We start from the raw sequence: 26,955 nt of genomic DNA, 5'->3' as shown, positions 1-26,955 counted from the left end.
CTAACTCAGTTAGCGGCATTTTTGTATTCAGTTTCGTTACTGTATTAAAACAATAAAGAGAATTAACTCTTAGCGCGTTTCATTGCAGTGAAGAACTCATCGTTAGTTTTGGTCATTGCCAATTTATCGATAAGGAATTCCATGCCGGTAACTTCATCCATAGGATTAAGGATTTTACGTAAAATCCACATCTTCTGTAGCTCATCAGGCGTGGTTAGTTTCTCTTCACGACGAGTACCAGAGCGGTTAAAGTCGATTGCAGGGAAAACGCGTTTTTCAGCTGCTTTACGAGAAAGGTGTAACTCTTGGTTACCAGTACCTTTAAATTCTTCGTAAATAACTTCATCCATTTTAGAGCCAGTATCCACAAGCGCTGTTGCGATAATGGTTAAGCTGCCGCCATGTTCGATGTTACGTGCAGCACCGAAGAAACGTTTTGGACGATGTAATGCGTTTGCATCAACACCACCAGTAAGCACTTTACCTGATGATGGGATTACTGTGTTGTATGCACGGGCAAGACGAGTGATTGAATCTAATAAGATAACCACGTCTTTTTTGTGTTCAACTAAGCGCTTGGCTTTTTCAATAACCATTTCAGCAACTTGAACGTGACGACTTGCTGGCTCATCAAAGGTAGAAGCAATAACTTCACCTTTTACCATGCGCTGCATTTCGGTTACTTCTTCAGGACGTTCATCGATAAGTAATACCATTAACACCACTTCTGGGTTGTTATAGGTAATGCTTTGCGCCATGTTTTGTAGCAATAAGGTTTTACCCGCTTTAGGCGGAGCCACAATCAAACCACGCTGACCTTTACCAATTGGAGAACATAGATCCAAAATACGTGAGGTGATGTCTTCTGTTGAACCATTACCACGTTCCATACGCATACGTTCTTCTGCATGCAGTGGGGTAAGGTTTTCAAAGAGGATTTTTGTGCGAGAATTTTCAGGCTTATCGAAGTTAACTTCGTTAACTTTTAAGAGTGCAAAATAGCGTTCACCATCTTTCGGTGGGCGGATTTTACCAAAGATGGTATCACCGGTACGCATATTGAAGCGTCTGATTTGGCTAGGAGAGACATAAATGTCATCAGGGCCTGCTAAATATGAACCATCTGAGCTTCTTAAAAAGCCGAAACCATCTTGGAGGATTTCAAGCACACCGCCACCAAAAATGTCTTCACCGCTTTTGGCGTGGGATTTCAGAATAGAGAAGATGATGTCCTGTTTACGGGCACGGGCCATGTTCTCTAATTTCATGCTATCTGCTAGTGAAACCAGATCTGATATAGACGTGTCTTTTAATTCAGTTAAATTCATGTTGGGGGTCTTGTATTACGCGACGATGCTTACTGCAATCAATCTTTCTTTGGGTCTTACGAAATTGAAATAGTCGATTGATAAGCGAGTAGGGGTTTGGTTGAAAAATCTGATGAATAAATTAGCACTATATGGGCAGTGCGTCCAGAATTTTAGCGAAAAAACGGCACAAATTGTTCATATATTGTGCCGATTGTCACTTTTCAAACGTAAAACACGCAACATTATTAAAATTGATTGTTGTTCATTACACTAAAATAGCGTTTTTTTTAGCAATAACCTGCTAACGGGGTTAGCAGGTTATGTCATTAATCAATAGTGCCGCGATTTTATAAATAGACTTGATTAAGCTTGTGCGTCAATAAACTCTTTAAGTTGAGTTTTTGATAAAGCACCCACTTTAGTAGCAACTAACTCGCCGCCTTTAAACATTAATAATGTTGGAATGCCACGTACACCGTACTTAGCAGGTGAAACATTATTTTGGTCAACGTTTAATTTAGCTACAGTTAGCTTACCCGCGTACTCTTCAGCCACGTCGTCTAGGATTGGGGCAATCATTTTACAAGGACCACACCACTCTGCCCAGAAGTCTACCAGTACTGGTAATTCTGAGTTAATGACGTCGTTTTCGAAGCTGTCATCGCTTAGGTATACAATTTTATCGCTCATGTAGATCTCCAGATTTGGCACCATTGCTAGTTTATTAATGGCTTACCATGTATATTGGGACGGTTAAATAGCTTTTCAAGTGACCGTTCTATTAATGTAGCTATTTGAAACGATCGAGTCTTTTTTTGCAACACTAACGGGTATGCTTGCGCTATGAGCGAAACACATTTATCAACACAAAGATTCGCCGACTTCCCTCTGAAGTCAGAGGTTATACAGGCTTTGAACGAAAATGGCTTTGAATTTTGTACGCCAATTCAGGCGTTATCTCTTCCCATTTTATTACAACAAAAAGATATTGCTGGCCAGGCACAAACAGGAACTGGCAAGACAATGGCCTTTTTAGTGGCCACTTTTCACCACCTTCTCTCAGTTGCTGAGCCAGAAGGTCGTCAAATTAATCAGCCTAGAGCTATCATCATGGCACCGACTCGCGAACTTGCGATTCAGATTGCCAAAGATGCTAAATTGCTTGCACGACATACGGGTTTAAAAGTCGGTATTGTTTATGGCGGTGAGAGTTATGATGTTCAACGCCAAGTGCTTGATGCTGGTGTTGATATTTTAATTGGTACTACGGGTCGTATTATCGATTACGTACGCCAAGGTGTGATCAGTTTAAATGCAATTCAAGCCGTTGTGCTTGATGAAGCTGATCGCATGTTCGATTTAGGTTTTATTAAAGATATTCGTTTCTTGTTTAGGCGTATGCCTGATGCTAAGTCACGCTTAAATATGTTGTTTTCAGCGACGTTATCAATGAAGGTTCAGGAATTAGCTTACGATCATATGAATGATCCAGAAAAAGTTGAAGTCTCACCTGGCGAAAAAACCTCAAAGAACATCAAAGAAGAAATTTTCTACCCTTCGACTGAAGATAAAATGCGTTTGCTTCTGACATTAATGGAAGAAGATTGGCCAGAAAAGGCTATCGTATTTTCAAACACCAAACACAGCTGTGAAAAGGTGTGGTCATGGTTAGAAGGCGACGGCCATCGAGTGGGGTTATTAACCGGTGATGTACCGCAGAAAAAACGTATTCGCATTTTAGAGCAATTTACTTCAGGCGCGCTTGATGTGTTAGTTGCAACTGATGTGGCGGCGCGTGGCTTACATATTTCTGATGTATCTCATGTTTATAACTATGATTTACCAGATGATTGTGAAGATTACGTTCACCGTATTGGTCGTACAGGTCGTGCGGGACAAAAAGGTGTGTCAGTGAGTTTTGCTTGTGAAGAGTACGCACTGAATTTACCGGCCATTGAGACGTATATTAAGCACTCAATACCAGTCACTAATTATGAGCGTGAAGCTTTGCTAGACGATTTACCGCCACCGGTTCGTATCCATCGTAAGCACCCAACAACACGTACGCGTGATGGTGCGAGAAGTGGTGCGCATCGCAGTGGTGGACGTCCACCTCAAAGGGCACGTAGACATTCGTAAATGACAGTGACAGCTGCAATGCCTGCATATGCCGCGATAACACTCGGCTCAAATAGTTTTAATATGTTGGTCGCTCACACCCTGAACGGCCAACCCACTATTATTGCAAAATACAAACGTAAAGTACGTTTGGCTGAAGGTATTGGGGCTGATAACCGTCTTGATGAAGCCGTATTACAGCGCGGGCTAGATTGTTTGCAAATGTTTGCTGAGATGCTTGATAAACATCAAGTCGCAGCTGAGCATGTGGCGGTATTTGCCACCGCAACTTTACGTGTGATCAGCAATGCTGATGAGTTTCACCAACGGGCATTACCGATTTTAGGTCATCCGATTGAAGTCATTAGTGGTTTGCGAGAAGCTGAATTAATTTACCAAGGTATGGCGGCCACTACAGAAGGTGGCGGCCAACGCTTGGTGATTGATATTGGCGGCGCCAGTACTGAGTTTATTATCGGAAATGGTAATCAAGTGCTGTTTAAAACCAGTTTAGACTTTGGCTGTGTGGGCTTTAATCAACAGTTTTTTAAGCAAACGCCTTATCTAATGGCTGATTTTGAGCAAGCTAAAGCTGCGGTACTGATGGCGCTGAAGCCTTGCTTGCAACAACTGACACAATTGGGTTGGCAAGGCGTTGTGGGCGCATCAGGGGCTGTACAGTCTGTGGTGTCAGTACTTCATCATCGCGAGCTGTCTGAGATCATCACTTTGAAAGTGCTGCATCGTTTTAGAGACGAAGTGTTGGCACAGCAAAATGAGTCACTGCATCATATTCAAGGCTTATCTGCTGAAAAAGCACCGACATTTGCCTCAGGGATTGCGATTTTAATCGCCTTATTTGAGTTACTTGATATTGAGTCGCTTAATTTATCGGGTGGTGCGCTGCGTGAAGGAGTGCTAAGCATGTTGGCTGCAAGAATGGCTTAATGCTTTAATGACCTTGTAATAAAAATCGAATACAAAAAACGGGATCATTTGATCCCGTTTTTATTTGCCTGAAAAAACTCAAGAGGCTTTCAAAACAGACTATTTCAGAATGTTGACTAAATCTTGTTCCAGCGACACTGTTGGACGTTCAACGATTCGGCCAATTTCTTCATCTTGTTGCTGAATGATAAAGGTCGGGATTCGGGTGAATTCATATGCTGCCGCTAGGCCTTCTGGATCAACTTTGCTGCGATCAATACCTATGTAAGTCACGGTAATATTCGGATTGGCCGCTTCTTCGATAAGGCGCATGAAACGTGGCGTTTCACGATGGCAATCAGGGCACCAAGTACCAATAATTACCACGATATTTGTTGGGGTAGTTACCGCTTTTAATTCAGTTAATGCGGCAGCATCAATTTTATACTGCTCATACTCTGCAGCGTAACCTGGTAAGTCTTTTTCAAGTGTTGAAATATCAACAAGTCCGGTAATAATCACTTCTTGTTTCTCCTCGCTGCATGTTGCCATGAAGCCTGTTTGCTCTTCATCGAATGAACAACCACTGCCAGCCATGGCTGAGCCAGCAACCAAATGGCTGCCAAAGAAAATTGCGGTTGTAGCTAATAATGTTTTAACAGTGTTATGCATGATAAGGCCTCAAGAAAGAACAATAAAACAATTCAATCATTTAACCTTAGGTTAGTGAAGTTGAATATTAGCTAGCTGTTAGCTAGATCACTAATATAAGTAAAATTCAAAGATAACTTTGCACTGGCTCATAGTGCATTAGCAAGAGTTAATGTTTATTGCTACGGCGATGAATGTCACTATTGGGGGGGGTAGTCGCCTTTGTAATCAATTTGAATCATTTAGCCTGCAAAATGCGCTATAAAAAAGGAGACCAATAGGTCTCCTGTTTGTTATTCATCTTGTATAAATAAAATCTTTTATTTACTTATCTTCTTTTAGCCATTGAGCGGCACTTTTTGCAAAATAAGTTAATATGCCATCAGCGCCTGCGCGTTTAAAACAAAGTAATGATTCCATTACAATGGCTTTTTCAGCTAACCAACCATTTTGAATTGCTGCCATGTGCATGGCATATTCGCCACTCACTTGGTATGCAAAAGTCGGCACTGCTAGTTCGGTTTTTACGCGGCGAACGATATCAAGGTATGGCATGCCAGGCTTTACCATTACCATGTCTGCACCTTCTTGAATATCTAATGCGACTTCATGTAAGGCTTCATCGCTATTGGCTGGATCCATTTGGTAGCTATGCTTGTTGCCACCTTTAAGGTTACCTGCTGAGCCGACAGCGTCACGGAAAGGGCCGTAGTAACTAGAAGAGTATTTGGCTGAATATGCCATAATTTGGGTGTTAACGTGACCTGCAGCTTCTAATGCTTCACGAATAGCGCCAATTCGGCCATCCATCATGTCTGAAGGAGCGACAATGTCAGCGCCGGCTTCAGCGTGTGATAAGGCTTGTTTGACTAAGATCTCAGTGGTGATGTCGTTAAGGATGTAACCTGTGTCATCAATAATGCCGTCTTGACCATGGGTGGTGAAGGGGTCAAGTGCCACATCTGTCATAATCCCAAGCTCAGGAAAAGCTTGTTTTAACTCACGTACGGCGCGCTGTACTAAACCGTCACAATTGTAAGCTTCTTCAGCCATGAGGGTTTTCTTTTCCGCAGGTGTAACTGGGAACAGGGCAATCAAAGGAATGCCAAGTTCGACTAATTCAGCGGCTTCTTTGAGTAATAAGTCGATTGAATAGCGTTCAACACCCGGCATCGACGCCACTTTTTCGGTGCGATTGTTGCCTTCAAGAACAAACATTGGGTAGATAAGGTCATTCACCGACAGTTTGTTTTCTGACATTAAACGGCGGCTGAAATCATGTTTACGCATGCGGCGCATTCTGCGCTGTGGAAAAGCACTAGTAATTATATTCACATTCGACTCCTGAAATTAGACTGATCTTAATCAGACGAAAACAGACAAACCTGATTTCGTCCACTGCGCTTAGCTTGGTAAAGCGCTTTATCTGCTTGTTCAAGTAACTGAGTTGGCTGTTCATTGGTTTCGATAATGGCAGCGCTCACACCGATACTTACGAAAAGGGAAATAGGGTTATTATCCCAATCGATTGATAAATTAGAGATTGCTTGGCGAATTCTTTCAGCCAATAGCATCGCTCCTACACTATCAGTATTTGGTAATATAATAGCAAACTCTTCACCTCCAAAACGTGACACCAGATCGGTTGGTCGTTTTAAAAACTCAGAAATTGTTGTCGCAATCACTTTAATTGCAAGGTCGCCAGCAAGGTGACCAAATTGATCATTAATCTGTTTAAATTTATCAATATCAACCATTAGGATAGCAAGTGAGGTTTGCTGACGACGACTAATGCGTCCTTCTGCGGTTAGGCGTTTATCAAAGGCGTTTCTATTTTTTACCCCAGTTAAACTGTCAGTGGTGCTTTGTTGCTGCAGCTTTTGATTGGCATCATTTAGCTCACGTAAGGTGACTTCGAGCTCAAGAGTCCGCTCAGCGACCATTTGTTCGAGACGTTCATTGGTTCTCGCTTCTGCTTTTAAAGCTTCATCACGGTTTTGTTGTAGTTTTTGGGCTTGCTCTAGGGCCTTTTTTTGCATTTGAAGTTTGGCTTTTCGTTCATCGTTATAGCGCACTGCTAGCACTGCAGCCATGACAATGACTTCAAAGGTCAGTCCGATCATCATTGGAGTATGCGCTGGCATATACCACTGTAAATAGCCCAGATAAATGAGCCCGCTGAGAATGGCACCAATAAATAGCCCGATACGGGCAATAGCATATAAACGTGCATTTTTACTGCCTTTAATTACTTGTATTAAAGATACTGTAATCAGTACACAGCTAATGGCGATTACCGAGAAAGTGAGCAAATATAAGCTGAACTTAAAATCAATAAACGAGATAACCAGACTCAGTAAAACGCAGTAAACCGCAAGGTAACGACCGACTAATAGCATCGGTTTATTATGATATTTAAGTAGCATCACTTTTTCGGTAAACATCAGCGCAAAAGCTAAGGCTATCGGGATTAATATTGGAATGGCTAAGTTTTGCACCACCGGCAGTGTGGGCCATAAATATTGAAAGGCAATACCATGAATAGTGGCCACAAGTAGAGTTAAACTGAGTACATAGCCACTATAGTAACTATAACTAAAAGACCCTGATGCGAGGGCAATAAACAAACTAAATAGCCCAATGGCAATCAATATCCCAATTTGAAAGCCATTAGCAAGGCTTTGAGACTCAATGGCATGGCTGTAATCATTTTTACTCCATAGTACCAATGGAAAATTTAAGCTGCCGCGATTATCGATTTTTAAGTAAAAGGTATGTGTTTCGTTTGGCTGTAATTCAAAGGGGTAAAGAAATAAATTACTTTGCAGTGGGCGCTGTTTAAACGGATAGCTATCACCCATTAGCTCCACTTTTACTAATTTGTTATTGACTAAATGATATAGTTTCATGCTATCTAGCAGTGGGTTATTCAGCGCTATCATGCGTGATAGATGGTCATTAGGGCTAAAAATACTAAAACTCAACCAAGTATTTTTAGCGCCAATTTTACGCATATCGCCGCGGCTTAACTTGCGCCAATCTTGTTGGCTATTTTTTAGCAGTGTTAAGCTGGCAAGCTCTTCAATATCTTGAGACTGATTGATATACATCCAATCCGTTAATTTGATTTTTGTAATGGATGAGGCGGTTAATCTTAGCGGGGGATTGGCGTGCTCAACGGCAAGCGCGTGGGCTGCTTGTAATTGAGTTAGCAATATAATAAAAAACAAAGTAAATGCTTTAAACGCCCAATGCACTTGCTGCATTAATCCTGCCCTAGGTTAAAAAAACGCTGGCTGTTGGTGTAGCAATGGGCTGCCAGCTCTGCATAGGGTTGCTGACGAAGATTAGCAATATACTCGGCAATATAGGGCAAGTATTGTGGCAAATTTTTGCTAGATTTGGGTTTAGGGCGCATGCTGCGAGGTAATAAATAAGGGCTGTCAGTTTCAACCATTAAGCGGTTGTTTGGGATCAATGGCACTATGCTCGCCAGCTCAGCGCCGCGACGTTCATCGCATACCCAGCCAGTTATGCCGATATGTAAATCTAATTCAAGACAAGCAAGTAACTCATCTTTGCTGCCCGTAAAGCAATGCAGCAGCGCTGCAGGGAGCTTGTGGCGATATTGACTTACTATTGCAATAAAGTCCTCGTGAGCGTCACGACAGTGCATCAGTACCGGCATTTGTAATGCAACTGCCAATTCAAGTTGGGCGTGAAAGGCAAGGCGCTGGGCATTACGGGGAGAAAAGTCGCGATTATAATCTAAACCGCATTCACCAATAGCAACCACTTGCTTTAATGCTGCTAAGGTTTTTATCTCATCAGCACTGGCAGCATTCCAGCTACTGGCGTGGTGAGGGTGAACCCCTGCAGTGCTATAAAGTTGCTGAGGGTATTTTGCGCACAGCGAGGCGCTGTCGCTACTTTCAGTAATATCACTGCCAATAACAATTAACGGCGAAACATGATGTTGCGCCGCTTGAGTCACTATGTTGTCAATATCAGCGATTAACCTGCTGCTAAGCAAATTAACGGCTATGTCGATATGCTGCGGCATGATTTATTTTAAACGCTTCACTCGAATAGTGGAGTTACGATCATCGCTGCCCAGTAGGAATGAACCGAGAGCGCCTTTTTCAACAAAGACGGTTTGATCTTTTTTCACTTTATAGCGGTCAGTACCTGATTGCTTCCAAGTTTGATTATTAGACAGGGTAATAATTAATGAGCCGTAAGGATCTTTTTTTACCGATACAACGTCAGCATAAAGGCGAGTGACATCCTCATCGACCTTCTTTTTAAGACCAAACTCTTGTTCTGCAGTAGGATTGTTAGACGTTGCAACTGCAGCCTTTGTTACGGCAGATGCAGTTACTACTGCTGGCGTCGATACCGCAGTAGCAGTCTCTGTTGTCGCTGAAGTGAGGGAGGTGTTAACTGACGCGGCTAATGTGTCGTAACACATTAGCCGGTCAAGTTTGTCAGTTTGAGCTGCACAGCTCGCCAGTTGTTGCTCAACACTGGCCTGTGCTTGAGAAGAGATAGCCAAAGCAAAAGTGGCAATCAAAGTTAAACGCATTACAGAATCCTTCTTTTTATTGGTTAACTAGTCCATGAGTGCGATGCGCAATTTAACTATCAGCTTTCTCGTTCTCTGGCTCTTCGTTATCTGTATCTTCTTTTGGGGTATATAGCCTAGCTGCTAATAAACCACCTTCAAATAATATTAACATAGGAATCGCTAACATTGTTTGTGAAATAATATCAGGTGGCGTTAGCATCATGCCAACCACAAATGCACCTACAACAATGTAAGGGCGTTTTTGTTTAAGCTCATCTGGTGTTGTCACGCCAGCCCAGCACATTAATACTACGGCTACAGGGATTTCAAAGGCTAAACCAAAAGCAAAAAATAGCTTTAAGATAAAACTTAAATAGCTACTAATGTCGGTTGCTACTTGCACTCCTTCTGGTGCGACACTGGTGAAAAACGCAAATACCACCGGAAATACCACGTAATAGGCGAAAGCAATACCGAGGTAAAATAATACCGTACTGCTAAATAGCAGCGGCATAATCATGCGCTTTTCGTGTTTGTATAAACCGGGCGCCACAAATGACCATACTTGAAATAGTACGTAGGGGATCGCCACAAAAAATGATAACACTAAGGTTAATTTAAATGGCGCAAAAAAGGGCGCGGCTACATCCGTTGCAATCATACTGCCGGTCTCTGGCAGTGATTGCATTAATGGGATTGCCATATAATGGTAAATGTCATTTGCCCAATAAACTAAGCAGATAAATACCAGCAATACGCTGCCGATAGCTCTAAGTAACTTATTTCGTAACTCAAGCAAATGACTGATAAGAGGTAGCTGTTGTGACATTGGTTACCCGTGTTAGCTTTTGGTATTTGAACTGTCAGAGTCGTTTGCTTGTTCACTTTTGGCAGTAGAACTTTCAGCGGGTGTAGCTGCAGAGGTATCTTTGGCTACTTCGTCAACTTGATAGGGACGATTAACCGATTTTGCAGCATCTTTTAGCTGATCAATGGACTCTTGTAGTTCAGGTGATAGGTTCGACAAACCTTTGCTTTCTGCTTTTTTAAGGTCAGCATGAAGCTGATCAATTTTAAGCTCTTGCTCTAATTCATCTTTGACTGAGTTTGCCATCCGCTTTAATGAGCGGATCCACTCAGATATTGAACGTACTGCAACCGGAAGTCTTTCGGGGCCGAGAACCACAAGCCCCAAAATTCCAATCAGCAGTAGCTCCATAAAGCCAATACCGTCAAACATAATGAATTACGCCTGTTCTTTATCCTTTGACTCGGATTTCTGCTCAGTTGCCTGTTCAGACTTTTTCGCAGTGCTGTCTTCTAGAGACTTCTTTTCTTCATCTTCAGGATTCATTGCATTTTTGAAGCCCTTAACAGCCCCACCTAAATCGCCACCTAAAGAACGTAATTTTTTAGTTCCGAATAACAACACAACAATTAACGCAATAATTAGAAGCTGCCAAATACTGATGCCGCCCATGAACATTTCCTCTATAAGAATAAAAACATGATGTTGGAATTTTTACATTCACAATTGTAACCTTTATACATAGAGTATTATGAACCTCTAATGTATAAGTGCTAGTTAAAATTTACGGTTTTTTGGTCTGGATCGCCATCCTGTGAACCAAAGCACTATACCTGATGTGATACAAATGTAAGCAGGCCATAGTGTAGCGTATTGGTTTAATAATATTGTGCCACAGATCAACATTACAGCAGCTGTTATTAATAAGTAATTACTTTTATGGGCTTTATGTTGAAATTTTAGGTACTTATCAAGCATTTGTTGTTGGGTGCCCAGTAGTTTTCGACCCATTTTTAAATTGTCATAGATAAGTTCTGGAAATTCTGGCAGCTTTTCAGCCCAATAAGGGCTCTTCATTTTAACTTTATCAAAAATGGCTTTCGGGCCGACTTGTTCAGACATCCACTGCTCTAAAAACGGTTTAGCTGTTGACCATAAGTCTAGCTGTGGGTACAGCTGACGACCTAAGCCTTCAATGTAAAGTAATGTTTTTTCGAGTAAAACAAGTTGTGGTTGCACGACGATATCGAATCGGCGGGCAGTGCGAAATAACTCCAGTAACACATGGCCAAATGAGATTTCGTCTAATGGCTTATTAAACATGGGTTCGCAAACCACTTTAACCGCTTGCTCAAATGCCAGTACGTCAGTGTTTTCTGATACCCAACCCGATTCAATATAAAGCTGGGCAATACGCTGATAATCACGATTAAAAAAGGCTAAGAAATTTTCTGCTAAATAGCGTTTGTCGACATCATTAAGGGTGCCCATAATGCCGCAATCCATGCCGATATAAAATGGATTGTCAGGGTGTTCACGGCTTATAAAAATATTGCCAGGGTGCATGTCAGCATGGAAAAAATTATCACGAAATACTTGGGTGAAAAACAGCTCAACACCGCGTTCAGCCAAAAGCTTTAAATTAGTCCCTTGGGCTTTTAAGGCTTCAATATCTGAAACTGGAATGCCGTAAACACGCTCCATTACCATTAGGCGAGGGTAGCAATAATCTTCATAAACATAAGGCACATACAAGCTATCAGAGTCTAAAAAATTGTTACGTAGCTTGATGGCATTGAGCGCCTCTAGTTTAAGGTTTAGCTCGCCTAAAATGGTGGTGCGATAATCATCAATGACTTCAGCAGGGCGCAGACGATTGCCTTCACCTAATAGCTTTTCAAGTAAATTGGCCGCTTGGCACATCAGTTGTAAATCAGCATTAACTTGCGCTTCAACGTTGGGACGTAAAACTTTTAACACCACCTCTGCGCCATTTTCTTTCAAGTTAGCAGTGTGAACTTGAGATATGGATGCTGACGCTAAGGGAATGTCTTCAAAGTTGTCAAATAATGAGTCTATCGGCGCTTTTAGTTCTGCTTCAATAGCTTGGCGGGCAAGGGTTGAATCAAAAGGTGGTACGCGGTCTTGCAACATAGCCAGCTCACTGGCCCACTCATCATTGAGTAAGTCACGGCGAGTTGACAGCATTTGTCCCAGCTTGATGTAAACCGGTCCTAAATCTTGCATCGCCAGCTTTAAACGCTCAGCAGAAGATTTGTCTTTGTGTTGGTTGCGGATCCAAAAGAAACAATTTCGCAGAAGTGAAAAGTACCAGGGAGTTTTATTTTTGGGTAAAACATCATCTAAGCCGTAATGGAGTACAGTTTTTATGACTTGGTAACCACGCCTGATACTTGCAATTGTCATGGGGTAATTTTTTCTCTTAATTTTGCTATCTTGGACTCAATGCTTGTTGTTCTATCAACAAGCTGTTCCAGATTATCACGAAAATGAATGAAGTCGATTTGATGAGGGGCGAGTCGATATTCTTCAGTGGTTAATTGACCCACATGAGAGAGCGACTTTTCAAACACTTGCTTCATTGAACTGGCTAAGTGTTTGGTATTAGTCAGCAACATATGAGTCGGGGCATCACCAATATACTTTGATAATGGCTCGGCAAAATCTAACTCAATGTGCTTTAAGTAATGACTAAAGCTTTGCAATAAGTTGATATCGCCATCGAGGATCAGCTTATCTTGCTTAATGAGCTCGGTAAGGTTAGCCCCTTCAGTCACCTTATAAAGCGTAGTGACATCAGCAGTAATACTGACGTCAACAGTGGCTTCATAAGCGCTCATGACTTGAATTTGCGGTGCAAAAATAAGGTATATTGGCCAACTAACTTGGGTTAACTGAATTTTGAATACTTTACCGTGCAACGGCTTTAGTCGCGCATATTCACCCTGATCTTGTGCTTGTAACTGCCCGAGAGCAGTTTCCATTGCAGCACAAGCCAGTAATGAACAGTGGTTCGGCAGCATTAGAATTTATAACCGCGATGTAAGGCGACAACACCATCAGTCATATTGGTGTAGTCAACTTGTTCAAGACCGGCATCAAGCATCATTTGCTTTAAGGTTTCTTGATCTGGATGCATGCGAATTGATTCAGCTAGGTATTCATAGCTGTCAGCATCTTGGGTAATTAGTGCGCCCATTTTAGGCAACACTTTAAAGCTATAAAGATCATAAACTTTACGCATGACTTCGTGTTGAGGTTTTGAGAACTCAAGCACTAATAACTTTCCGCCAGGTTTTAGTACCCGGCGCATCGAGCGTAATGCTGCGTCTTTATCGGTCACATTACGTAAACCAAACGCAATGGTAATAATATCAAAATGATTGTCAGGAAACGGCAGTGCTTCAGCATTAGCTTGTACGTAACTGACATTGCTAACAATGCCTTTGTCGCGCAATTTAGTACGGCCAACTTTAAGCATTGAATCATTAATGTCAGCAAGAATAACCTGGCCGCGCTCACCCACAAGGTGTGAGAATTTAGCGGTTAAATCACCGGTGCCGCCAGCAAGGTCAAGTACTTTCATGCCCGGTCTTGCGCCTGCGGTCGCAATCGTGTGACGTTTCCAAAAACGGTGTACACCGAATGACATAACATCATTCATGATGTCGTATTTAGCAGCAACCGAATGAAATACGTCAGCAACTAAATCCGCTTTTTTCTCTGAATCAACGGTTTTGTAACCAAAATGGGTGTTCTTTGGGTCGCCCTCAGACATCTGTGTATTCCTATAATGTGCGGTAATTAACAGCGAGTGTATGTCATTGCTTGCTTTGCAGAAACTTCAATCAGCCAGAATGTGATCAAGTTTACTTGAAATAGCTAAGAATGCGTTAAGACAGCGTATTATTCTATCTCATCAAAATTGCCCTGCATTAGAGCATAAAATTCACAGTTATTGAATAGTGAAAGTATTAGGTAATAGCGTGCAATAAATTTAACAGCTTAAGTTTGTACGATCCTTAAGCGAGAGAAGTTCAAATATCCCTTGCTTAAGCTAGCTTACTTTTCTTGCCTGGATATAACTGTACATTAATTCACAGACACTTTGGCCTACATCACGCTTACCAGCCATATCACCCGCATCGTGACATTGAGGCGCGGCTTCAGCAATATGCAGATAAGCACAAGGGCAGTGTTTAGCGATGTGATGAATATAGTGGCAGGCATCTAACAAGGGCACACCGGCAAAAGTGGATGCGCTGCTGGGCATTTTGGCGATGGCATCTACATCAATTTCTAAGGCCACTGGCAGTTGAGTTTGATTAAGATTGCTGGCGATTTGTTGCAGCGCTTGGCTTAAGTCGATTTCTCGTCTGACCCAAATTTGCTGAAAGCTGTGCCAATGACCGCCAAATAAGCTTAATTGCTCTAAGGTGGCTTCAGTGTTTTTTAGCTCATGTAAACCTAGCACATGGTAATAAGCCAGTGCGCCATTGGCTGCAGCATAGCTAAATCCGTTGCCACTGTGGCGCCCTTCCCGTGGGCGAAAATCGCTATGGGGATCAAGGTTTACTGCCGCAGCCGCCTGATTAAAGTGAGCCTTAGTCGCCATTAGCATGCCATATGCATTGTTATGACCGCCGCCGATCACTATGGGCTCAAGTTCTGCTGCCATAATTTGGCTGATCACACTAATGACTTGGTTATCAAGTTCTTTAGTCGCTTGCCTTAACTCTTCTAGGGATGCCGCTTCTGGCAGTGGGGCCTGAGATATTTCCCCTAAAATAAGACACTGTTTACCATCAAGGTAGCGGTTGGACTGCAAATTAAGCCATTGTTGCATAGTGGCACTAAAGGCTGCAGATGAGCCGCCGCGGCCTAAGTTAGCCCTTGGACCAGCATCTTCGGTAATTCCGACAATAACAAATTGCACCCCATTGGTTTTAGCCTCACAAAGTGCCTGTTTAAGATCCGCTAAAGAGGGGGCTGATTCGGAGATAAGCTTGACGGTTTGGCCCAGTTTGCTTTCGCCATCTCTGCTGGAGAGGTATTGATTAACTTCACTGCGGGTCATTATCTGCAACATTAAGAACCTATTTCATTCAATTGGGGTTAGCTTTAAGGCTAATATGTCGAGCCACATATCTAGAGTCAAATACTTAGAGCTTATGACTTAAAAATAGGCCATAAAAAAGCCAGCATAGCTGGCTTTAGTCGATATTTAAACTGGTAATATGTAACCAGCAATATCAATCGATTATTCGATATCTAATGGCTCTGGCGATAAGATAACGCCAGTATTGTCAGCATAGATATGGTCGCATGGCAGGAATGTTACCCCACCAAAGTTAACTGGGATTTCAACTTCACCAACGCCATTAGTGTCAGCGCCAATCGGGATTGAAGCTAATGCTTGAATACCAATATCCATTTCTTCAAGGGTATCAACGTCACGTACTGAGCCGTAAACAATAATGCCTTCCCACTTGTTAGCCACTGCGATTTCAGCAATCGAGGCATCAATTAATGCACGGCGCATTGAACCGCCACCATCTACTAACAAGACTTTACCTTCGCCTTCTGCTTGCAGCGCATCAGCAATTAAGCCGTTATCTTCAAAACATTTGATGGTACTAATCGAACCACCAAAAGAGCTACAACCGCCGTAATTACTGAACATTGGTTCTACTACATCAACGACATCTAAATACATATCACACAATTCTGAGGTGTTGTATTCCATAGTGACACTCCTTGGGGTTAGCGATTCACAGAGGTTTTCGCCAGTTATCAAAGCAATAATATATGAATTATATGAGCTTTTTATGAAAATAACAGCGATATTCATCACTTGATAAAGATAATCAGTTAGTTGTTCAGTCTTTGGTCTTCAGGCGGGATGACTTAAACGGCTGTTGTTTATCGCTGTGATAAGCCCTTTATTAGCCTTAGTTCTTGTTTTTATATGATTAACTGCATTGTTGCCCTGTCTGTGGTGACTCCTTTGAGTAAGTTATGATTGTCATAAAAGTTTCGATAGCTTGTCATCTAAGCGTCATTAGCCCTATTTACAGTTCTTATTAAGGTTGAACAATTGAACTATAAGGATTTTGTATGGCTATGACGATTAGCGCACTGGATAAGTTTGTGTTTTGCCACATTATTACTTTTTGTCGAACTCATGAGTTAACCCCTTTAGCGAAAAGAATCTCAGCAAGTGGGGATGGCCATTATTACGTGTATATGGCGGTAGGTTTATTGTTTTTACATCCTCAAGGCAGTCAGTTTTTTAATTTGATGTTAGTGAGTTTTATCATTGAACTGCCGTTATATTTTGTCTTTAAAAATGCCATTCGCCGCACTAGGCCTTGCGCCGCTTTTGCAGGCTTTGATAGCAGCTTTCAGGCATCAGACAAATTTAGTTTGCCATCGGGGCATACTGCAGCGGCCTTTATTATGGCGATGGCTATCACTTCGACTTTTCCTGCATTGTGGCCAATCGCAATGACCTGGGCTGTGGCGATTGGATTATCTCGAATAGCGCTTGGGGTGCATTATCCATTGGATATTGTTGCTGGTATTGGGTTGGGGGTCGGTGTGGTTATCTTAGCCGAGCCGTTGATTTAGCTTGTCATAGCGCTGAAATTGGTCATTAAACAAGGTAAATCATGAAAATATTATACGGTGTTCAAGGGACGGGAAATGGCCATATTAGCCGTGCCAGAGTCATGGCAAAGGCGTTAAGTAAAACTGATATCGAGGTTGATTTTTTATTTAGTGGTCGCGCCAAAGATGAGTACTTTGATATGCAATGTTTTGGCGACTATCAAGTTAGAACGGGCATGTCTTTTATTACCGAAGACGGGCGAGTCAGCATTGGCAAAACCATTAAAAGAAATATCACTTCACCCATTTTGTCTGAAGTGAGACAACTTGATTTGAGCGGCTATGATTTAGTGTTAAACGACTTTGAGCCAGTGAGTGCTTGGGCTGCTAAAAAACAGGGCGTGACCGCAATTGCGATCAGTCATCAAGCGTCCTTACAATACTCAGTACCTAAACAGGGAATGAGCTGGTTTGATGAATTACTGTTAAACAACTTTGCACCTGCAGATATCAAATTAGGCTGTCATTGGCATCATTTCGGTTTTGCTATTTTACCTCCCTTTGTAGAAGTTGAGCCAAGTTGTGGTGCTCACAGTCATCAAATTTTGGTGTATTTACCCTTTGAAAGTGCCGACGCGATAGCAGCTTTTTTAAGGCCTTTTCCTGACTATCAATTTTTTGTTTACCATGGCAATAAGCCAAAGCAGTCATTACCAGATCATATTAATTGGTTCAGCTTTGATCGCTGTGGGTTTAAACAACACATGTCGCAATGTGGTGGGGTAATAGGTAATGCAGGTTTTGAGCTTGCCAGCGAGGCGATGACATTAGGTAAGAAGCTACTGGTTAAACCGCTTCAGGGGCAATTTGAGCAATCATCAAACGTAGCAGCATTAGAGCTGTTGGCTGCAGGACAAAGTATGGATAGCTTAGATAGTAAAATGTTAGCCCGATGGTTAAAGGCGGCGTCGCCCAAGCCTATTGCATATCCGCAAGTTGGTGATGCCTTGGTGGGGTGGTTACTACAAGGTAATTGGCATCAACATCAAGCGCTTTGCCATGATTTATGGTCCCAAGTCGATCTACCTGATAACTGGCGCAAGTAAATGGCATCAGTAAATCGAGCCTTTCTTTGTCTGTGACTCAAGATCAATCAGTTAGCCGCTAGCTTTGCTAATTACTTTGGTAAGTAATAAGTAATAAGTAATAAGTAATAAGTCACATTAGCTGACTTTTGAATGATGCTGATGAAGTTGCTCGAGTAACTCATCTTCCAAAGCAAAGCGCGCTTCCATTGCTTGAGCTAAATTAGAGAGATCGCTATCTAATTCTAGCAACATAGAATCGCTATCTGCTTCAGTATATTTGTCATTGAAGTCTAATGCGGCATCAGTTGATTCACTGATTTGTGGTAATAACAGTTGTGCTCGGGCTTTACTTTGTTCACCTGATTTTTCACACTCATTAACCAATTGATCGTATACCTCAAAATGACCTTCAGAGACATAATCAACTAATTGAGCGCAAAACTGCTTAACGGTATCTAGTTCAGGTAAGCTTTTTGCAGGGACTGAGTAAGGGGCGAGGCCAGCAATTTTGAAGTATTGGATCAGTAATGCTCTGCGGTGCTGCAGCCATTGATCAACCAGCTTATTGGAGCCACCCCATTTTTGTTCGGCTTTTTCTAGTTTTGTCAGCATTATCATTCTCAATTTAGTAACCAATACATAACACTTAATGTATGAGAGAAAGTAGTGATTAATCAACTCTTTTCTGCAAAAGAAGCAATGGATTGACCAGAGGAATGGGCTGAGTTACGAGGGAAATATTCTTTGTTATTGTAATCTAAAGAAAAATGCCCAGCGATAGCATGCTACCGCTGGGCAAATAGATTTTTAAGGGCTCGATTTATCGTGCTTCTTGATTGTTCTTGCTAGCGCAAACTTTTTATATCAAAGGTGCAGCGAGGGTGCAACTTTTTTGTTGAATTAGCTTCACACCTAGTCAAAAACAACCCTTTTTGTGAGCATATTAACGTTTATATTAGCAATTTTGATACTAGTAGGAGGGGCAGCTCACATAAATTTAGCAGAACTGGTTACATTAATACCTTAAGTCGCTAAACTACGGTTCAGCGGATATCAATATATGTTTAGGAATCAAGCCCAATGGCAGAATTAAAGAATGATCGTTATTTACGCGCTTTACTAAAACAGCCTGTTGACAGAACGCCAGTATGGATGATGCGTCAAGCTGGTCGTTACCTTCCAGAATACAAAGCAACCCGTGCTCAAGCCGGTGATTTCATGTCGCTTTGTAAAGACCAAGACTTGGCTTGTGAAGTGACTTTACAGCCATTACGTCGTTATGATTTAGATGCAGCTATTTTATTTTCAGACATTCTAACCATTCCAGATGCAATGGGCTTAGGTTTATACTTTGAAACTGGTGAGGGTCCACGTTTTGAACGTCGAGCTGATACCGTTGACTCGATTAAAAAGCTTTGCATTCCAGATCCAGAAGATGAACTTGGTTACGTGATGCGTGCAGTAAGCACGATTCGTCGCGAGCTAAAAGGTGAAGTACCGTTAATTGGTTTCTCTGGTTCTCCTTGGACGCTAGCCACTTATATGGTTGAAGGTGGTTCAAGCAAAACATTCGAAAAAATTAAGAAAATGGCTTACGAAGAGCCAGCAGCATTACACATGCTTTTAGACAAGTTAGCTGATTCAGTTATCTTGTACCTAAATGCACAAGTTGCTAACGGTGCTCAGTCGTTAATGATCTTTGATTCATGGGGCGGTGCGTTATCTCACCACGCTTACCGTGAGTTCTCATTACGTTACATGCAAAAAATCGTTGATGGCCTAACTCGCCATGCTGACGGTCGCCAAGTTCCTGTTACCTTGTTCACTAAAGGTGGCGGATTATGGTTAGAGTCTATGGCTGAAACTGGTTGTGATGCGCTCGGTTTAGATTGGACTGTTGATATCGGTGATGCACGTCGCCGTGTTGGTCATAAAGTTGCGCTGCAAGGCAACATGGACCCATCTGTACTTTATGCTTCACCAGAGCGTATTCATCAAGAAGTGGATCAAATCCTATCTTCTTACGGTGAAGGTACTGGCCATGTATTTAACTTGGGTCATGGTATCCATCAACATGTTAACCCAGAACATGCTGGTTCATTCATTAACTCAGTACATGAGCTATCAGCGAAATATCATAAGTAATTGATAATGATGCGCACAAAAAAGACGAGCAATGCTCGTCTTTTTTTTAATTCGTTTTCGACCACTGAGCTTTACCATATTTTATTCATCATAGTTTTAATGGTAATGAGTGCTCTCTATCACAAAGTGACAATTGAATATTCTAAATTGTGATCTTAACAAAACTCTTAGTGGGGTTTATTTGATACTTTATCGTCATTCTGAGAATTAAGTATTATTTAGCTAACTAGCTTTGTTTCATGATGAAACAGAGGCAAAAACTAGTAGCCTTTGCCAAAAAGAGTTAATTATGAAAATTCAAATTATTGTTGCTTTAATGTTCTTTGCTGTATTTGCTGCGCTACTACCAGGTACCCATTACATTTATGTGGCTAATGCCGATTATTATATGGGGCAATTTATGACTGTTGCGGCAGTATTATTAATGTGGGGCAGTTTAGCTGCTGGTTTTGTGAGTCTTTTCTTCCACAAAATTAAAAAACTTTATCAATCTATCTAAAGTTAATAGCTATTTCTGTAGCTGAATATAGGCGCTCCCTCTAAAGGGGCGTGTTCAGTTATGACCCTCAAAGTCACCTTAATTATAGGTGGCTTTGTTATTTTTAGTGTTTGTCTAATTTAGTGTGTGGCTAGTTCAATCATAAAACGGCTTCCTTTGCCGGGAGTGCTTTTAATATCAATACGGCACTTTAGGAGTCCAAGCAATTGGCGCACTATGGCTAAACCAACACCCAACTGTGGCAATGTTTGATTGGGCTCAAATGATAACTGCTGCATGGATAATTGTTTTAAGGCTTCGACTTCATGCTTATGCATGCCTGCGCCAGTATCTTTAACGGCTAACCAGCTTTGACCATTTAAGCTTTCGCTGTATACCTTGATGGTGCCACCTTTTGGGGTGTATCTCAGGGCATTATCTACAAGATTATTTAATATTCGACGCATTAATTGTGGGTCGGTATACACTTGCAGCTCATCGGCAATATTAAAGTCTAAGAGTATTCCAAGTTTTTGCGCTCTGGGTGCAAAAGTTTGTTTTAAATCCAGTAATACCTCTCGCAAATTAATTTGACTTATTTGGGCACTGATTTGACCATTTTCCAGTGCTGCTAATTCAAGTAATTGTGCCAGTAACTGCTGTAAGTTTTGCCCTGAATTAGCGGCGTACTCAATTAATTCTGGTTGGCGCTCTGCTGGCGGTAATAGTAGCCAGGTATCGATATATCCCAGCAAAGAGGTGAGTGGGGTTTTTAAGTCATGGGACAAATGCAGTAAGAAGTCATGTTTGGCTTGTTGTTGGCGTTTGACTTGTTGGTGTTGTTGGCTGATTTTATGCAGTAAATGATTAATATTGTCACTGAGGACTCTGATTTCTTCGCTGCCATTGTAACGGTTAGGCAAAGCCAGTGTGCCGCTTAATGGCGAATCTTTTAATTGGTTGAGATCGCTAGCTAATTTTTTAATTGGTTGGGTAAAAAAGCCCAGCAATAGCACAAATAACATTAGTGCAAAAATAATCCAAAAGCCAATGGTAGCGCCCCAAAGCTTGGGCTGATTTTCTGAGTTTATTAGTGCTTGCCAGCTATCATAATCTTCGCCGCCGATGATGACATATAAGTATCCACTGTGAAGCCCGTCAGTAGTGATGAGCGGGCTGACGGAAAAGATTTTTTCTGTTTTTTTTGAGCGGGGATCTGTGCCTAAAATCGGTAGGTCTCGACCTGCAATAAATTGCTTTATCTTGGCTAAATTTACTCGAGTGGTTTTGATTTTCTCTTCTTTGGCATCGTAAGCAATGACACGACCTTGTGGATCTAAGGTATAAATTTCAAAACTTGGGCCCAGCAGCATAAAGTCGTGAAATGCTTCTTTTAGCGCTGCATCTGAGGTAATCCCTTGTGACAATAACGGATTAATGTGCGCCATATGTTCAGCAAGTTGTAAGTGTAATGATTGCTGAATTTGATTACGGCTAAATTCATGGTTGAGTTGTAACCATTGCCACAGGGCTACAAAAAGTAGCAACACCATTAAAGTGGCAGATAAGAATAGTCGGTTAAATAAGCGGTTCATTAGAGACCCATATACACTTTAAAAATAACATGCTTAAAACGAATATCAGCTAAGTTGCTGATGGTGGAGAGAACTTATAGCCTACACCCCAAACGGTTTTGACTAATTCTGGATGCCCAGGGCTGTGGGCGAGTTTATTGCGTAAGCGATTAATGTGACTGTTAATCGTATGCTCATAACCGTCATAGTTGTAACCCCACACTGCCTCTAATAATTGCATTCGGCTAAATACTTGTAGTGGATGCTTGGCCATAAACAGCAACAGATCAAATTCTCTAGCGGTTAATTCCAGCGGGCAGTCATTGGTAATGACCTCACGGGTTGCTGCGTTAATGGTAACGCCATTAAACTGCAGTTGCTCAGAGCTGATTTGTTGAGTTTTACTACGCCTAAGCATGGCTTTTACTCGCGCTCGTAGCTCCAGCACACTAAAGGGTTTGACTAAGTAATCATCAGCACCGGCTTCAAGGCCCAATACAATATCGGCTTCTGAATCTTTGGCAGTTAGCATCATCACAGCAACCGAGTTGTCAGCTTCACGAAGTTGCTGGCACAACATAATGCCATCGCCATCTGGTAGCATACGGTCCATCAAAATCAAATCTATTACACTAGATTTAATGATGTTAAGCGCTTGGCTTAATGTGGTGGCATGAAACACCTCATAATTTAGTGCGGTTAGATTTAGCATGATGAGCCTTGCCAAATCTTGCTCATCTTCAACCAACAAAATATGTGGCTTGATTTGGTGCTGATGGTGCTTATTAGAATCATTCATCCAGAATTTCCCATTTCAGGTCCTTATCCAGCAGACCTGAGATGGGCGGATAAACTTTCAGCTTGTTTGGTTTTTAATCATAAAGGCTGATGCTTGCTATTGTGTGCGGCTGATTGATATGGCTATTGCCGGATTATCAAAACGGTGTGATGGCGTTAGGACTGAGTCCATTAAACCGTCATACATGGTGATCACGCCTGGATGAATATGAACAAAATCAACATCATCACGGGTTGCATTAAACCCCTCTCCGCCATCAGCAGGTCCGGGCATGGTACCTTTTTCTTCTGTATTAGCTTCAGTGCCAGCGTCGTAAACCATGCCTTTCATAGCGACCATAGTGTCGACTGCTAACATCGAAATGTCGTAACTGTTTAATCCAGTAAAGGCATCGTTGGTGTTTACCAGCATGGTTGCTACGGTAAGGTTGGCAACATCGGCTTCATCTAAAGTAATTGTGATGGTTTCTGACATGCCTGGCATCAATATACCAGCGCCACTGGCCGTAACCTCGATACCCTCAATAGCCGCTACATCACTTGAATCGCCGCCTTCAGCAATTTTCTCTAGGGCGACATTTGCGCTTTCGCCTGCTTGCCATAACATCACATCATTGCTATGAACGGCAATTGCAATCGGTGACATGGGTTGATTAGCCGTTAAGTTTGTCACTGTGACGCTATAGGTTTGCATTACCGTATCGGGCGTTGGGGTTGGAGTCGGCTCAGGAGACGGTGAGTTGTTATTGTCTGAACAGCCACTTAAGCCCAGCACAGCAATTAATGCTGCAGCACTCAGGCTATATTTATTGATATTTTTGATTGGATATTTCATCACATGCCCCTTATTTAACGGTAACAACAACTTTCGCAACAGGGTTTAACCAGCGATGAATTCGGCTGTCTAAATCACTGGCGCCGCCGGCTGGATCAGTATCACCAAGCACACCTGGGTGAGTGTGGACATAACCATTAGTAGCACCATCCATAACACCAGTACCATTCATACCTCCGTCACCACCTGGCGCTGCTGGAATACCTGCAACGCCGGACATTCCGCCGCCATTAACCACTTCATCATTGGCTTCAGTACCCGCATCATAGGCGTTTACATAAACTGCGTAAGTACCCGCCTCAGTCGGGATCTCCCAGCCATCTAACCCCATAAAGGCATCATTGGTTGGTAGTACCATAGCAACGATAGAAAGGTGCGTCATTTCCATTGAATCAAGCATGACATCACTGACATTAGCACCGGGGGCTAATAAACCCATGGCTGGGTTGGTAACAGTCACGCCACCTGCGCCCATAACTGCGGCATCTAAATCAGCAATATCCCCGCCCTCGGCCATTTTTTGTAATGCTGGTGTAGCCATTTCGCCTACTTGGAATAGGTGACTGTCAGCATCGTGTGCTGCAATAAACAATGGCGTGAAGTGATTACCGTGGGTTAGGTTAACAACACTGATTTCAACTTCAGCAGCATTAGCTGACATACTGAACAGGCCAGCGGCGATGAGTCCACAAGTCAGTAAGCTTGCTTTTTGTGCGATAGGTTTTAATACAGATGATTTCATAACGGAGCTCCTTTTGTTTAATTGCAATCGACTCTGCCAAAGGGATCTCACTGTGTTATCGCCAAATTATCACAAAAGTTTAACATCGTTATTTTTGCTAAATAATTGTGCTATCTTGGCGATATATTAAGACAACCTGGAGTCAATATAATAATGATAAGAAGCTTAACTCCTGATGATTTTCAACAAGTTATTGAACTCGGAAACTTGGTTCATGGTGAAGGGTATTTAAATCTATCTTCGCTTGAAAAAATTTATCGAATGGGTATAAAAAATAATATCAATGCTCACTTCATCGCAGAAAGTGAACAATTATCACCAACTAAAAATACCCATAATTCGACGGCTAATATTGTCGGTTTTAGGCTGACTTATGCCGCTGGGAAGTGGCCAGTTGATCAATGGTGTACTCCTGAAAAGTGGCCTGTTACTGCTGAAAACATGTGTTATTTCAAATGTAATACAGTAGCAGAAGCATATCGCGGTCAGGGGATTGGTTCTAAATTACTGCAAGCGTCTATTGCGGCTGTTAAGCAACAGGGCGCCAAAGCGGGGGTGAGTCACTTATGGCAACAAAGCCCAAATAACTCGGCGGTAGGTTACTTTACTCATGCTGGTGGGCAATTAATTAAACAACATCCGAGCCGTTGGAACCAAAAAGTAGACGGTAGCGATTATCTTTGTGTGCTTTGCGGCGATGATTGCCACTGCACAGCTTGTGAAATGGTGATTGAATTTAGCTAACCATTTATAGAGAGACGTTATCAAAAGGCTTTACTAAAAGGCTTTACTAAAAGGCTTTATTGCAGATTTTAGTGCCCGCATTTGCACTCATATAACCAAAATAAAAAGAGCCGCTGCTATGTATGATCCTTTAATAACCCCGAATGCTGCTTCACAACCACTGGCCAATAGCTATTGGGCAAGTACCCAAGCTTTGCCGCCACGCTTACCTCACCTAAGTGGTCATCAGCAAACGGATGTCGCGATAATTGGCGGCGGTTATACAGGATTACTGACGGCATATTATCTCGCCAGTAAATACCATATAGATTGCCATGTATTAGAGGCAAACCAAGTGGGTTTTGGTGCCAGCGCCCGTAATGCAGGTTTTGTATTAAAGGGCTCGGGCAGGTTGGGCTATGCCGCTATGGCAAAACGTTGGGATTTAGCCACCACTAAAGCCATTTATGGCGAGTTTAGCCAAGCTGTCGAGCGCGTTGAATCACTAATTCATAAATACAATATAGAGTGTGATCCGCAGGAGAAAGGCTACTTAAAGGTGGCGCATAACCCTAAGGCGTTGCAGCAGCTTAAAACAGCCGCTGACTTTATTCAGCAGCATTTAATACCTTCACCATTAGACAGTAAATCACCCTCGTCAGCAGGCTCTGCAAATATGGATCAGCATGCGCAATTTATTAATGCTGCAGACTTTCGCCGAGATTATTTAAATCATCACCAAGCCTATGGCGCACTGCGATTAAGTGATGGCTTTGGGGTAAACCCGCTAAAGTTATTGCTGGGCTATAAATCAATGGTTGAGCATCAAGGTGTCACCCTATCTGAAAGCTCATGCGTGCTTGACTGGATCGAGGAAAATGGCAAGCACCGTCTGTTCACTGAGCATGGTGAGTTAAGCGCAAATAAAGTGATAGTGGCCGCCAATGGCTATACGCCCAAAGCGTTTAATCACCGCATTGATGAAAAGTTTTTGCCAATACTCAGTAATATTATCGTCACTGAGCCACTTAGTGCTGATGAGCTGCAAGCCGCTGGTCTATTTAGCCATCAAGTAACCATGGACACCCGCATTTTAAAATATTACTTCAGGTTACTGCCTGATAATCGATTACTGTTTGGCGGCCGCGGCGCTGTGTGGGGGAAAGACGCTGCAGATCCGATTTATGGTCAGCGACTCAAGCTGGCCATGAATAAATGCTTTCCTGCATTAGCGACTAAAAAAGTGGCCTATAACTGGACGGGCTGGATAGCGGCACCAATGGATGATATGCCCCATGTAGTTGAGAAAAACGGCGTGGGTTACAGCTTAGGTTATTGCGGCGCTGGGGTGTCTTTTAGTGCACAAGCGGCTTTTCGATTAGCCCAAAGTATTGCCGGTGAAACACCAACTGAAATAGCTAATTTACCACTTTATCAAAACCCATTACCCCGTTTGCCCTTTGCTAAAGCAAGGCGAATAGGGCAATGGGGTTACTATCATTATGGCTGGTTGAAAGACCGTTTTGGATAACAGCTTATATAGTCATTTATATAGTCACTT

28 protein-coding genes are annotated in these 26,955 nt (G+C 42.2%); 8 read left to right on the top strand and 20 right to left on the bottom strand.

Annotated features, from left to right (window positions below; all coding sequences use genetic code 11):
* Positions 1-62 precede the first annotated feature (62 nt).
* Positions 63-1,328 (bottom strand): transcription termination factor Rho, encoded by a 1,266-nt coding sequence (gene rho, locus AB4160_RS04615; protein ID WP_076539336.1) that lies wholly within the window; start codon positions 1,326-1,328, stop codon positions 63-65.
* 345 nt (positions 1,329-1,673) lie between these two features.
* Positions 1,674-2,000, bottom strand: a complete 327-nt coding sequence (trxA, locus tag AB4160_RS04610; RefSeq protein WP_055023577.1) for a thioredoxin TrxA — start codon at positions 1,998-2,000, stop codon at positions 1,674-1,676.
* 153 nt (positions 2,001-2,153) lie between these two features.
* Here trxA and rhlB point away from each other — a divergent pair, with 153 nt between their 5' ends.
* Together rhlB and AB4160_RS04600 are read left to right on the top strand one after the other, a co-directional pair.
* Positions 2,154-3,449 (top strand): ATP-dependent RNA helicase RhlB, encoded by a 1,296-nt coding sequence (gene rhlB / locus AB4160_RS04605; protein WP_372003728.1) that lies wholly within the window; start codon positions 2,154-2,156, stop codon positions 3,447-3,449.
* A complete protein-coding gene (locus AB4160_RS04600; RefSeq protein WP_372003726.1) occupies positions 3,450-4,376 on the top strand; it encodes an exopolyphosphatase in 927 nt (308 codons plus the stop codon).
* A gap of 99 nt (positions 4,377-4,475) precedes the next feature.
* Here AB4160_RS04600 and AB4160_RS04595 read toward each other — a convergent pair whose 3' ends face one another.
* From AB4160_RS04595 to rraA, 13 genes are all read right to left on the bottom strand, one after another.
* The gene (locus tag AB4160_RS04595) at positions 4,476-5,027 is read right to left on the bottom strand and encodes a thioredoxin family protein (protein WP_102476031.1); all 552 of its coding nucleotides are present in this window, start codon (positions 5,025-5,027) and stop codon (positions 4,476-4,478) included.
* A 303-nt stretch (positions 5,028-5,330) separates the two neighbouring features.
* On the bottom strand, positions 5,331-6,341 hold the full coding sequence (gene hemB, locus AB4160_RS04590; RefSeq protein ID WP_102436987.1) for a porphobilinogen synthase: 1,011 nt from the start codon (positions 6,339-6,341) through the stop codon (positions 5,331-5,333).
* A gap of 26 nt (positions 6,342-6,367) precedes the next feature.
* The gene (locus tag AB4160_RS04585) at positions 6,368-8,272 is read right to left on the bottom strand and encodes a diguanylate cyclase (RefSeq protein WP_303446369.1); all 1,905 of its coding nucleotides are present in this window, start codon (positions 8,270-8,272) and stop codon (positions 6,368-6,370) included.
* Positions 8,272-9,069 (bottom strand): TatD family hydrolase, encoded by a 798-nt coding sequence (locus AB4160_RS04580; RefSeq protein ID WP_102436983.1) that lies wholly within the window; start codon positions 9,067-9,069, stop codon positions 8,272-8,274. The genes AB4160_RS04585 and AB4160_RS04580 overlap by 1 nt, the downstream gene beginning before the upstream one ends.
* Positions 9,070-9,072: 3 nt before the next feature.
* Positions 9,073-9,591: a hypothetical protein gene (locus AB4160_RS04575; RefSeq protein WP_102476028.1), complete on the bottom strand. Its 519-nt coding sequence runs from the start codon at positions 9,589-9,591 to the stop codon at positions 9,073-9,075.
* 52 nt (positions 9,592-9,643) lie between these two features.
* On the bottom strand, positions 9,644-10,402 hold the full coding sequence (gene tatC / locus AB4160_RS04570; protein WP_076539321.1) for a twin-arginine translocase subunit TatC: 759 nt from the start codon (positions 10,400-10,402) through the stop codon (positions 9,644-9,646).
* A gap of 12 nt (positions 10,403-10,414) precedes the next feature.
* Positions 10,415-10,813, bottom strand: coding sequence for a Sec-independent protein translocase protein TatB (gene tatB / locus AB4160_RS04565; RefSeq protein ID WP_102436979.1), 399 nt, complete (start codon positions 10,811-10,813; stop codon positions 10,415-10,417).
* Between the two features lie 6 nt (positions 10,814-10,819).
* On the bottom strand, positions 10,820-11,053 hold the full coding sequence (gene tatA / locus AB4160_RS04560) for a Sec-independent protein translocase subunit TatA (protein WP_076539319.1): 234 nt from the start codon (positions 11,051-11,053) through the stop codon (positions 10,820-10,822).
* Between the two features lie 105 nt (positions 11,054-11,158).
* The gene (ubiB, locus tag AB4160_RS04555; protein WP_102476026.1) at positions 11,159-12,808 is read right to left on the bottom strand and encodes a ubiquinone biosynthesis regulatory protein kinase UbiB; all 1,650 of its coding nucleotides are present in this window, start codon (positions 12,806-12,808) and stop codon (positions 11,159-11,161) included.
* A complete protein-coding gene (locus AB4160_RS04550) occupies positions 12,805-13,425 on the bottom strand; it encodes an SCP2 domain-containing protein (protein ID WP_102476025.1) in 621 nt (206 codons plus the stop codon). Before AB4160_RS04550 ends, ubiB begins: the two co-directional genes overlap by 4 nt.
* Complete coding sequence (gene ubiE, locus AB4160_RS04545; RefSeq protein WP_102436973.1) at positions 13,425-14,180, bottom strand: bifunctional demethylmenaquinone methyltransferase/2-methoxy-6-polyprenyl-1,4-benzoquinol methylase UbiE; 756 nt, start codon at positions 14,178-14,180, stop codon at positions 13,425-13,427. The genes AB4160_RS04550 and ubiE overlap by 1 nt, the downstream gene beginning before the upstream one ends.
* A 279-nt stretch (positions 14,181-14,459) precedes the next feature.
* Entirely contained in the window at positions 14,460-15,491 is a 1,032-nt protein-coding gene (locus AB4160_RS04540; RefSeq protein WP_102436972.1) for a formimidoylglutamase, read from the bottom strand.
* Between the two features lie 171 nt (positions 15,492-15,662).
* Positions 15,663-16,148 (bottom strand): ribonuclease E activity regulator RraA, encoded by a 486-nt coding sequence (rraA, locus tag AB4160_RS04535; RefSeq protein ID WP_076539310.1) that lies wholly within the window; start codon positions 16,146-16,148, stop codon positions 15,663-15,665.
* Positions 16,149-16,519: 371 nt separating this feature from the next.
* Here rraA and AB4160_RS04530 point away from each other — a divergent pair, with 371 nt between their 5' ends.
* Both AB4160_RS04530 and AB4160_RS04525 read left to right on the top strand, forming a co-directional pair.
* The gene (locus AB4160_RS04530) at positions 16,520-17,032 is read left to right on the top strand and encodes a phosphatase PAP2 family protein (RefSeq protein ID WP_102436970.1); all 513 of its coding nucleotides are present in this window, start codon (positions 16,520-16,522) and stop codon (positions 17,030-17,032) included.
* 41 nt (positions 17,033-17,073) lie between these two features.
* Positions 17,074-18,117, top strand: a complete 1,044-nt coding sequence (locus tag AB4160_RS04525; RefSeq protein ID WP_372003724.1) for an MJ1255/VC2487 family glycosyltransferase — start codon at positions 17,074-17,076, stop codon at positions 18,115-18,117.
* A gap of 117 nt (positions 18,118-18,234) precedes the next feature.
* Here the strand turns inward: AB4160_RS04525 and rsd are convergent, their stop codons facing one another.
* Complete coding sequence (gene rsd, locus AB4160_RS04520) at positions 18,235-18,711, bottom strand: sigma D regulator (protein ID WP_198590413.1); 477 nt, start codon at positions 18,709-18,711, stop codon at positions 18,235-18,237.
* A 468-nt stretch (positions 18,712-19,179) separates the two neighbouring features.
* Between rsd and hemE the strand changes: the two genes are divergently transcribed.
* Complete coding sequence (hemE, locus tag AB4160_RS04515; RefSeq protein ID WP_102436964.1) at positions 19,180-20,244, top strand: uroporphyrinogen decarboxylase; 1,065 nt, start codon at positions 19,180-19,182, stop codon at positions 20,242-20,244.
* A 289-nt stretch (positions 20,245-20,533) separates the two neighbouring features.
* Positions 20,534-20,743, top strand: coding sequence for a hypothetical protein (locus AB4160_RS04510; protein ID WP_372003722.1), 210 nt, complete (start codon positions 20,534-20,536; stop codon positions 20,741-20,743).
* A 119-nt stretch (positions 20,744-20,862) separates the two neighbouring features.
* Here the strand turns inward: AB4160_RS04510 and AB4160_RS04505 are convergent, their stop codons facing one another.
* From AB4160_RS04505 to AB4160_RS04490, 4 genes are all read right to left on the bottom strand, one after another.
* Positions 20,863-22,317, bottom strand: a complete 1,455-nt coding sequence (locus tag AB4160_RS04505; RefSeq protein ID WP_102519942.1) for a HAMP domain-containing sensor histidine kinase — start codon at positions 22,315-22,317, stop codon at positions 20,863-20,865.
* A 49-nt stretch (positions 22,318-22,366) separates the two neighbouring features.
* On the bottom strand, positions 22,367-23,095 hold the full coding sequence (locus tag AB4160_RS04500) for a response regulator transcription factor (protein WP_102436956.1): 729 nt from the start codon (positions 23,093-23,095) through the stop codon (positions 22,367-22,369).
* Positions 23,096-23,191: 96 nt separating this feature from the next.
* Complete coding sequence (locus AB4160_RS04495; RefSeq protein WP_198589304.1) at positions 23,192-23,929, bottom strand: spondin domain-containing protein; 738 nt, start codon at positions 23,927-23,929, stop codon at positions 23,192-23,194.
* A gap of 10 nt (positions 23,930-23,939) precedes the next feature.
* The gene (locus AB4160_RS04490; protein ID WP_241901028.1) at positions 23,940-24,590 is read right to left on the bottom strand and encodes a spondin domain-containing protein; all 651 of its coding nucleotides are present in this window, start codon (positions 24,588-24,590) and stop codon (positions 23,940-23,942) included.
* A gap of 234 nt (positions 24,591-24,824) precedes the next feature.
* On the opposite strand from AB4160_RS04490, the gene AB4160_RS04485 reads away from it, so the two are divergent.
* A complete protein-coding gene (locus AB4160_RS04485) occupies positions 24,825-25,415 on the top strand; it encodes a GNAT family N-acetyltransferase (protein ID WP_102436952.1) in 591 nt (196 codons plus the stop codon).
* Positions 25,416-25,533: 118 nt separating this feature from the next.
* The gene (locus AB4160_RS04480) at positions 25,534-26,925 is read left to right on the top strand and encodes an NAD(P)/FAD-dependent oxidoreductase (protein WP_372003720.1); all 1,392 of its coding nucleotides are present in this window, start codon (positions 25,534-25,536) and stop codon (positions 26,923-26,925) included.
* Positions 26,926-26,955 lie beyond the last annotated feature (30 nt).

The sequence above is a fragment of the Shewanella sp. 10N.286.51.B8 genome (genome assembly GCF_041469325.1).
Taxonomy (GTDB): domain Bacteria; phylum Pseudomonadota; class Gammaproteobacteria; order Enterobacterales; family Shewanellaceae; genus Shewanella.
The sequence above is the reverse complement of the archived record's forward strand: the minus strand, read 5'-3'. Positions and strand labels throughout refer to the sequence as shown.

Excerpts from the sequence above, each read along its gene's own strand:
- rho (WP_076539336.1), bottom strand. The coding sequence starts at position 1,328 with ATGAATTTAACTGAATTAAAAGACACGTCTATATCAGATCTGGTTTCA.
- trxA (WP_055023577.1), bottom strand. The coding sequence starts at position 2,000 with ATGAGCGATAAAATTGTATACCTAAGCGATGACAGCTTCGAAAACGAC.
- rhlB (WP_372003728.1), top strand. The coding sequence starts at position 2,154 with ATGAGCGAAACACATTTATCAACACAAAGATTCGCCGACTTCCCTCTG.
- AB4160_RS04600 (WP_372003726.1), top strand. The coding sequence starts at position 3,450 with ATGACAGTGACAGCTGCAATGCCTGCATATGCCGCGATAACACTCGGC.
- AB4160_RS04595 (WP_102476031.1), bottom strand. The coding sequence starts at position 5,027 with ATGCATAACACTGTTAAAACATTATTAGCTACAACCGCAATTTTCTTT.
- AB4160_RS04585 (WP_303446369.1), bottom strand. The coding sequence starts at position 8,272 with ATGCAGCAAGTGCATTGGGCGTTTAAAGCATTTACTTTGTTTTTTATT.
- AB4160_RS04580 (WP_102436983.1), bottom strand. The coding sequence starts at position 9,069 with ATGCCGCAGCATATCGACATAGCCGTTAATTTGCTTAGCAGCAGGTTA.
- AB4160_RS04575 (WP_102476028.1), bottom strand. The coding sequence starts at position 9,591 with ATGCGTTTAACTTTGATTGCCACTTTTGCTTTGGCTATCTCTTCTCAA.
- tatC (WP_076539321.1), bottom strand. The coding sequence starts at position 10,402 with ATGTCACAACAGCTACCTCTTATCAGTCATTTGCTTGAGTTACGAAAT.
- tatB (WP_102436979.1), bottom strand. The coding sequence starts at position 10,813 with ATGTTTGACGGTATTGGCTTTATGGAGCTACTGCTGATTGGAATTTTG.
- tatA (WP_076539319.1), bottom strand. The coding sequence starts at position 11,053 with ATGGGCGGCATCAGTATTTGGCAGCTTCTAATTATTGCGTTAATTGTT.
- ubiB (WP_102476026.1), bottom strand. The coding sequence starts at position 12,808 with ATGACAATTGCAAGTATCAGGCGTGGTTACCAAGTCATAAAAACTGTA.
- AB4160_RS04550 (WP_102476025.1), bottom strand. The coding sequence starts at position 13,425 with ATGCTGCCGAACCACTGTTCATTACTGGCTTGTGCTGCAATGGAAACT.
- ubiE (WP_102436973.1), bottom strand. The coding sequence starts at position 14,180 with ATGTCTGAGGGCGACCCAAAGAACACCCATTTTGGTTACAAAACCGTT.
- AB4160_RS04540 (WP_102436972.1), bottom strand. The coding sequence starts at position 15,491 with ATGTTGCAGATAATGACCCGCAGTGAAGTTAATCAATACCTCTCCAGC.
- rraA (WP_076539310.1), bottom strand. The coding sequence starts at position 16,148 with ATGGAATACAACACCTCAGAATTGTGTGATATGTATTTAGATGTCGTT.
- AB4160_RS04530 (WP_102436970.1), top strand. The coding sequence starts at position 16,520 with ATGGCTATGACGATTAGCGCACTGGATAAGTTTGTGTTTTGCCACATT.
- AB4160_RS04525 (WP_372003724.1), top strand. The coding sequence starts at position 17,074 with ATGAAAATATTATACGGTGTTCAAGGGACGGGAAATGGCCATATTAGC.
- rsd (WP_198590413.1), bottom strand. The coding sequence starts at position 18,711 with ATGCTGACAAAACTAGAAAAAGCCGAACAAAAATGGGGTGGCTCCAAT.
- hemE (WP_102436964.1), top strand. The coding sequence starts at position 19,180 with ATGGCAGAATTAAAGAATGATCGTTATTTACGCGCTTTACTAAAACAG.
- AB4160_RS04510 (WP_372003722.1), top strand. The coding sequence starts at position 20,534 with ATGAAAATTCAAATTATTGTTGCTTTAATGTTCTTTGCTGTATTTGCT.
- AB4160_RS04505 (WP_102519942.1), bottom strand. The coding sequence starts at position 22,317 with ATGAACCGCTTATTTAACCGACTATTCTTATCTGCCACTTTAATGGTG.
- AB4160_RS04500 (WP_102436956.1), bottom strand. The coding sequence starts at position 23,095 with ATGAATGATTCTAATAAGCACCATCAGCACCAAATCAAGCCACATATT.
- AB4160_RS04495 (WP_198589304.1), bottom strand. The coding sequence starts at position 23,929 with ATGAAATATCCAATCAAAAATATCAATAAATATAGCCTGAGTGCTGCA.
- AB4160_RS04490 (WP_241901028.1), bottom strand. The coding sequence starts at position 24,590 with ATGTCAGCTAATGCTGCTGAAGTTGAAATCAGTGTTGTTAACCTAACC.
- AB4160_RS04485 (WP_102436952.1), top strand. The coding sequence starts at position 24,825 with ATGATAAGAAGCTTAACTCCTGATGATTTTCAACAAGTTATTGAACTC.
- AB4160_RS04480 (WP_372003720.1), top strand. The coding sequence starts at position 25,534 with ATGTATGATCCTTTAATAACCCCGAATGCTGCTTCACAACCACTGGCC.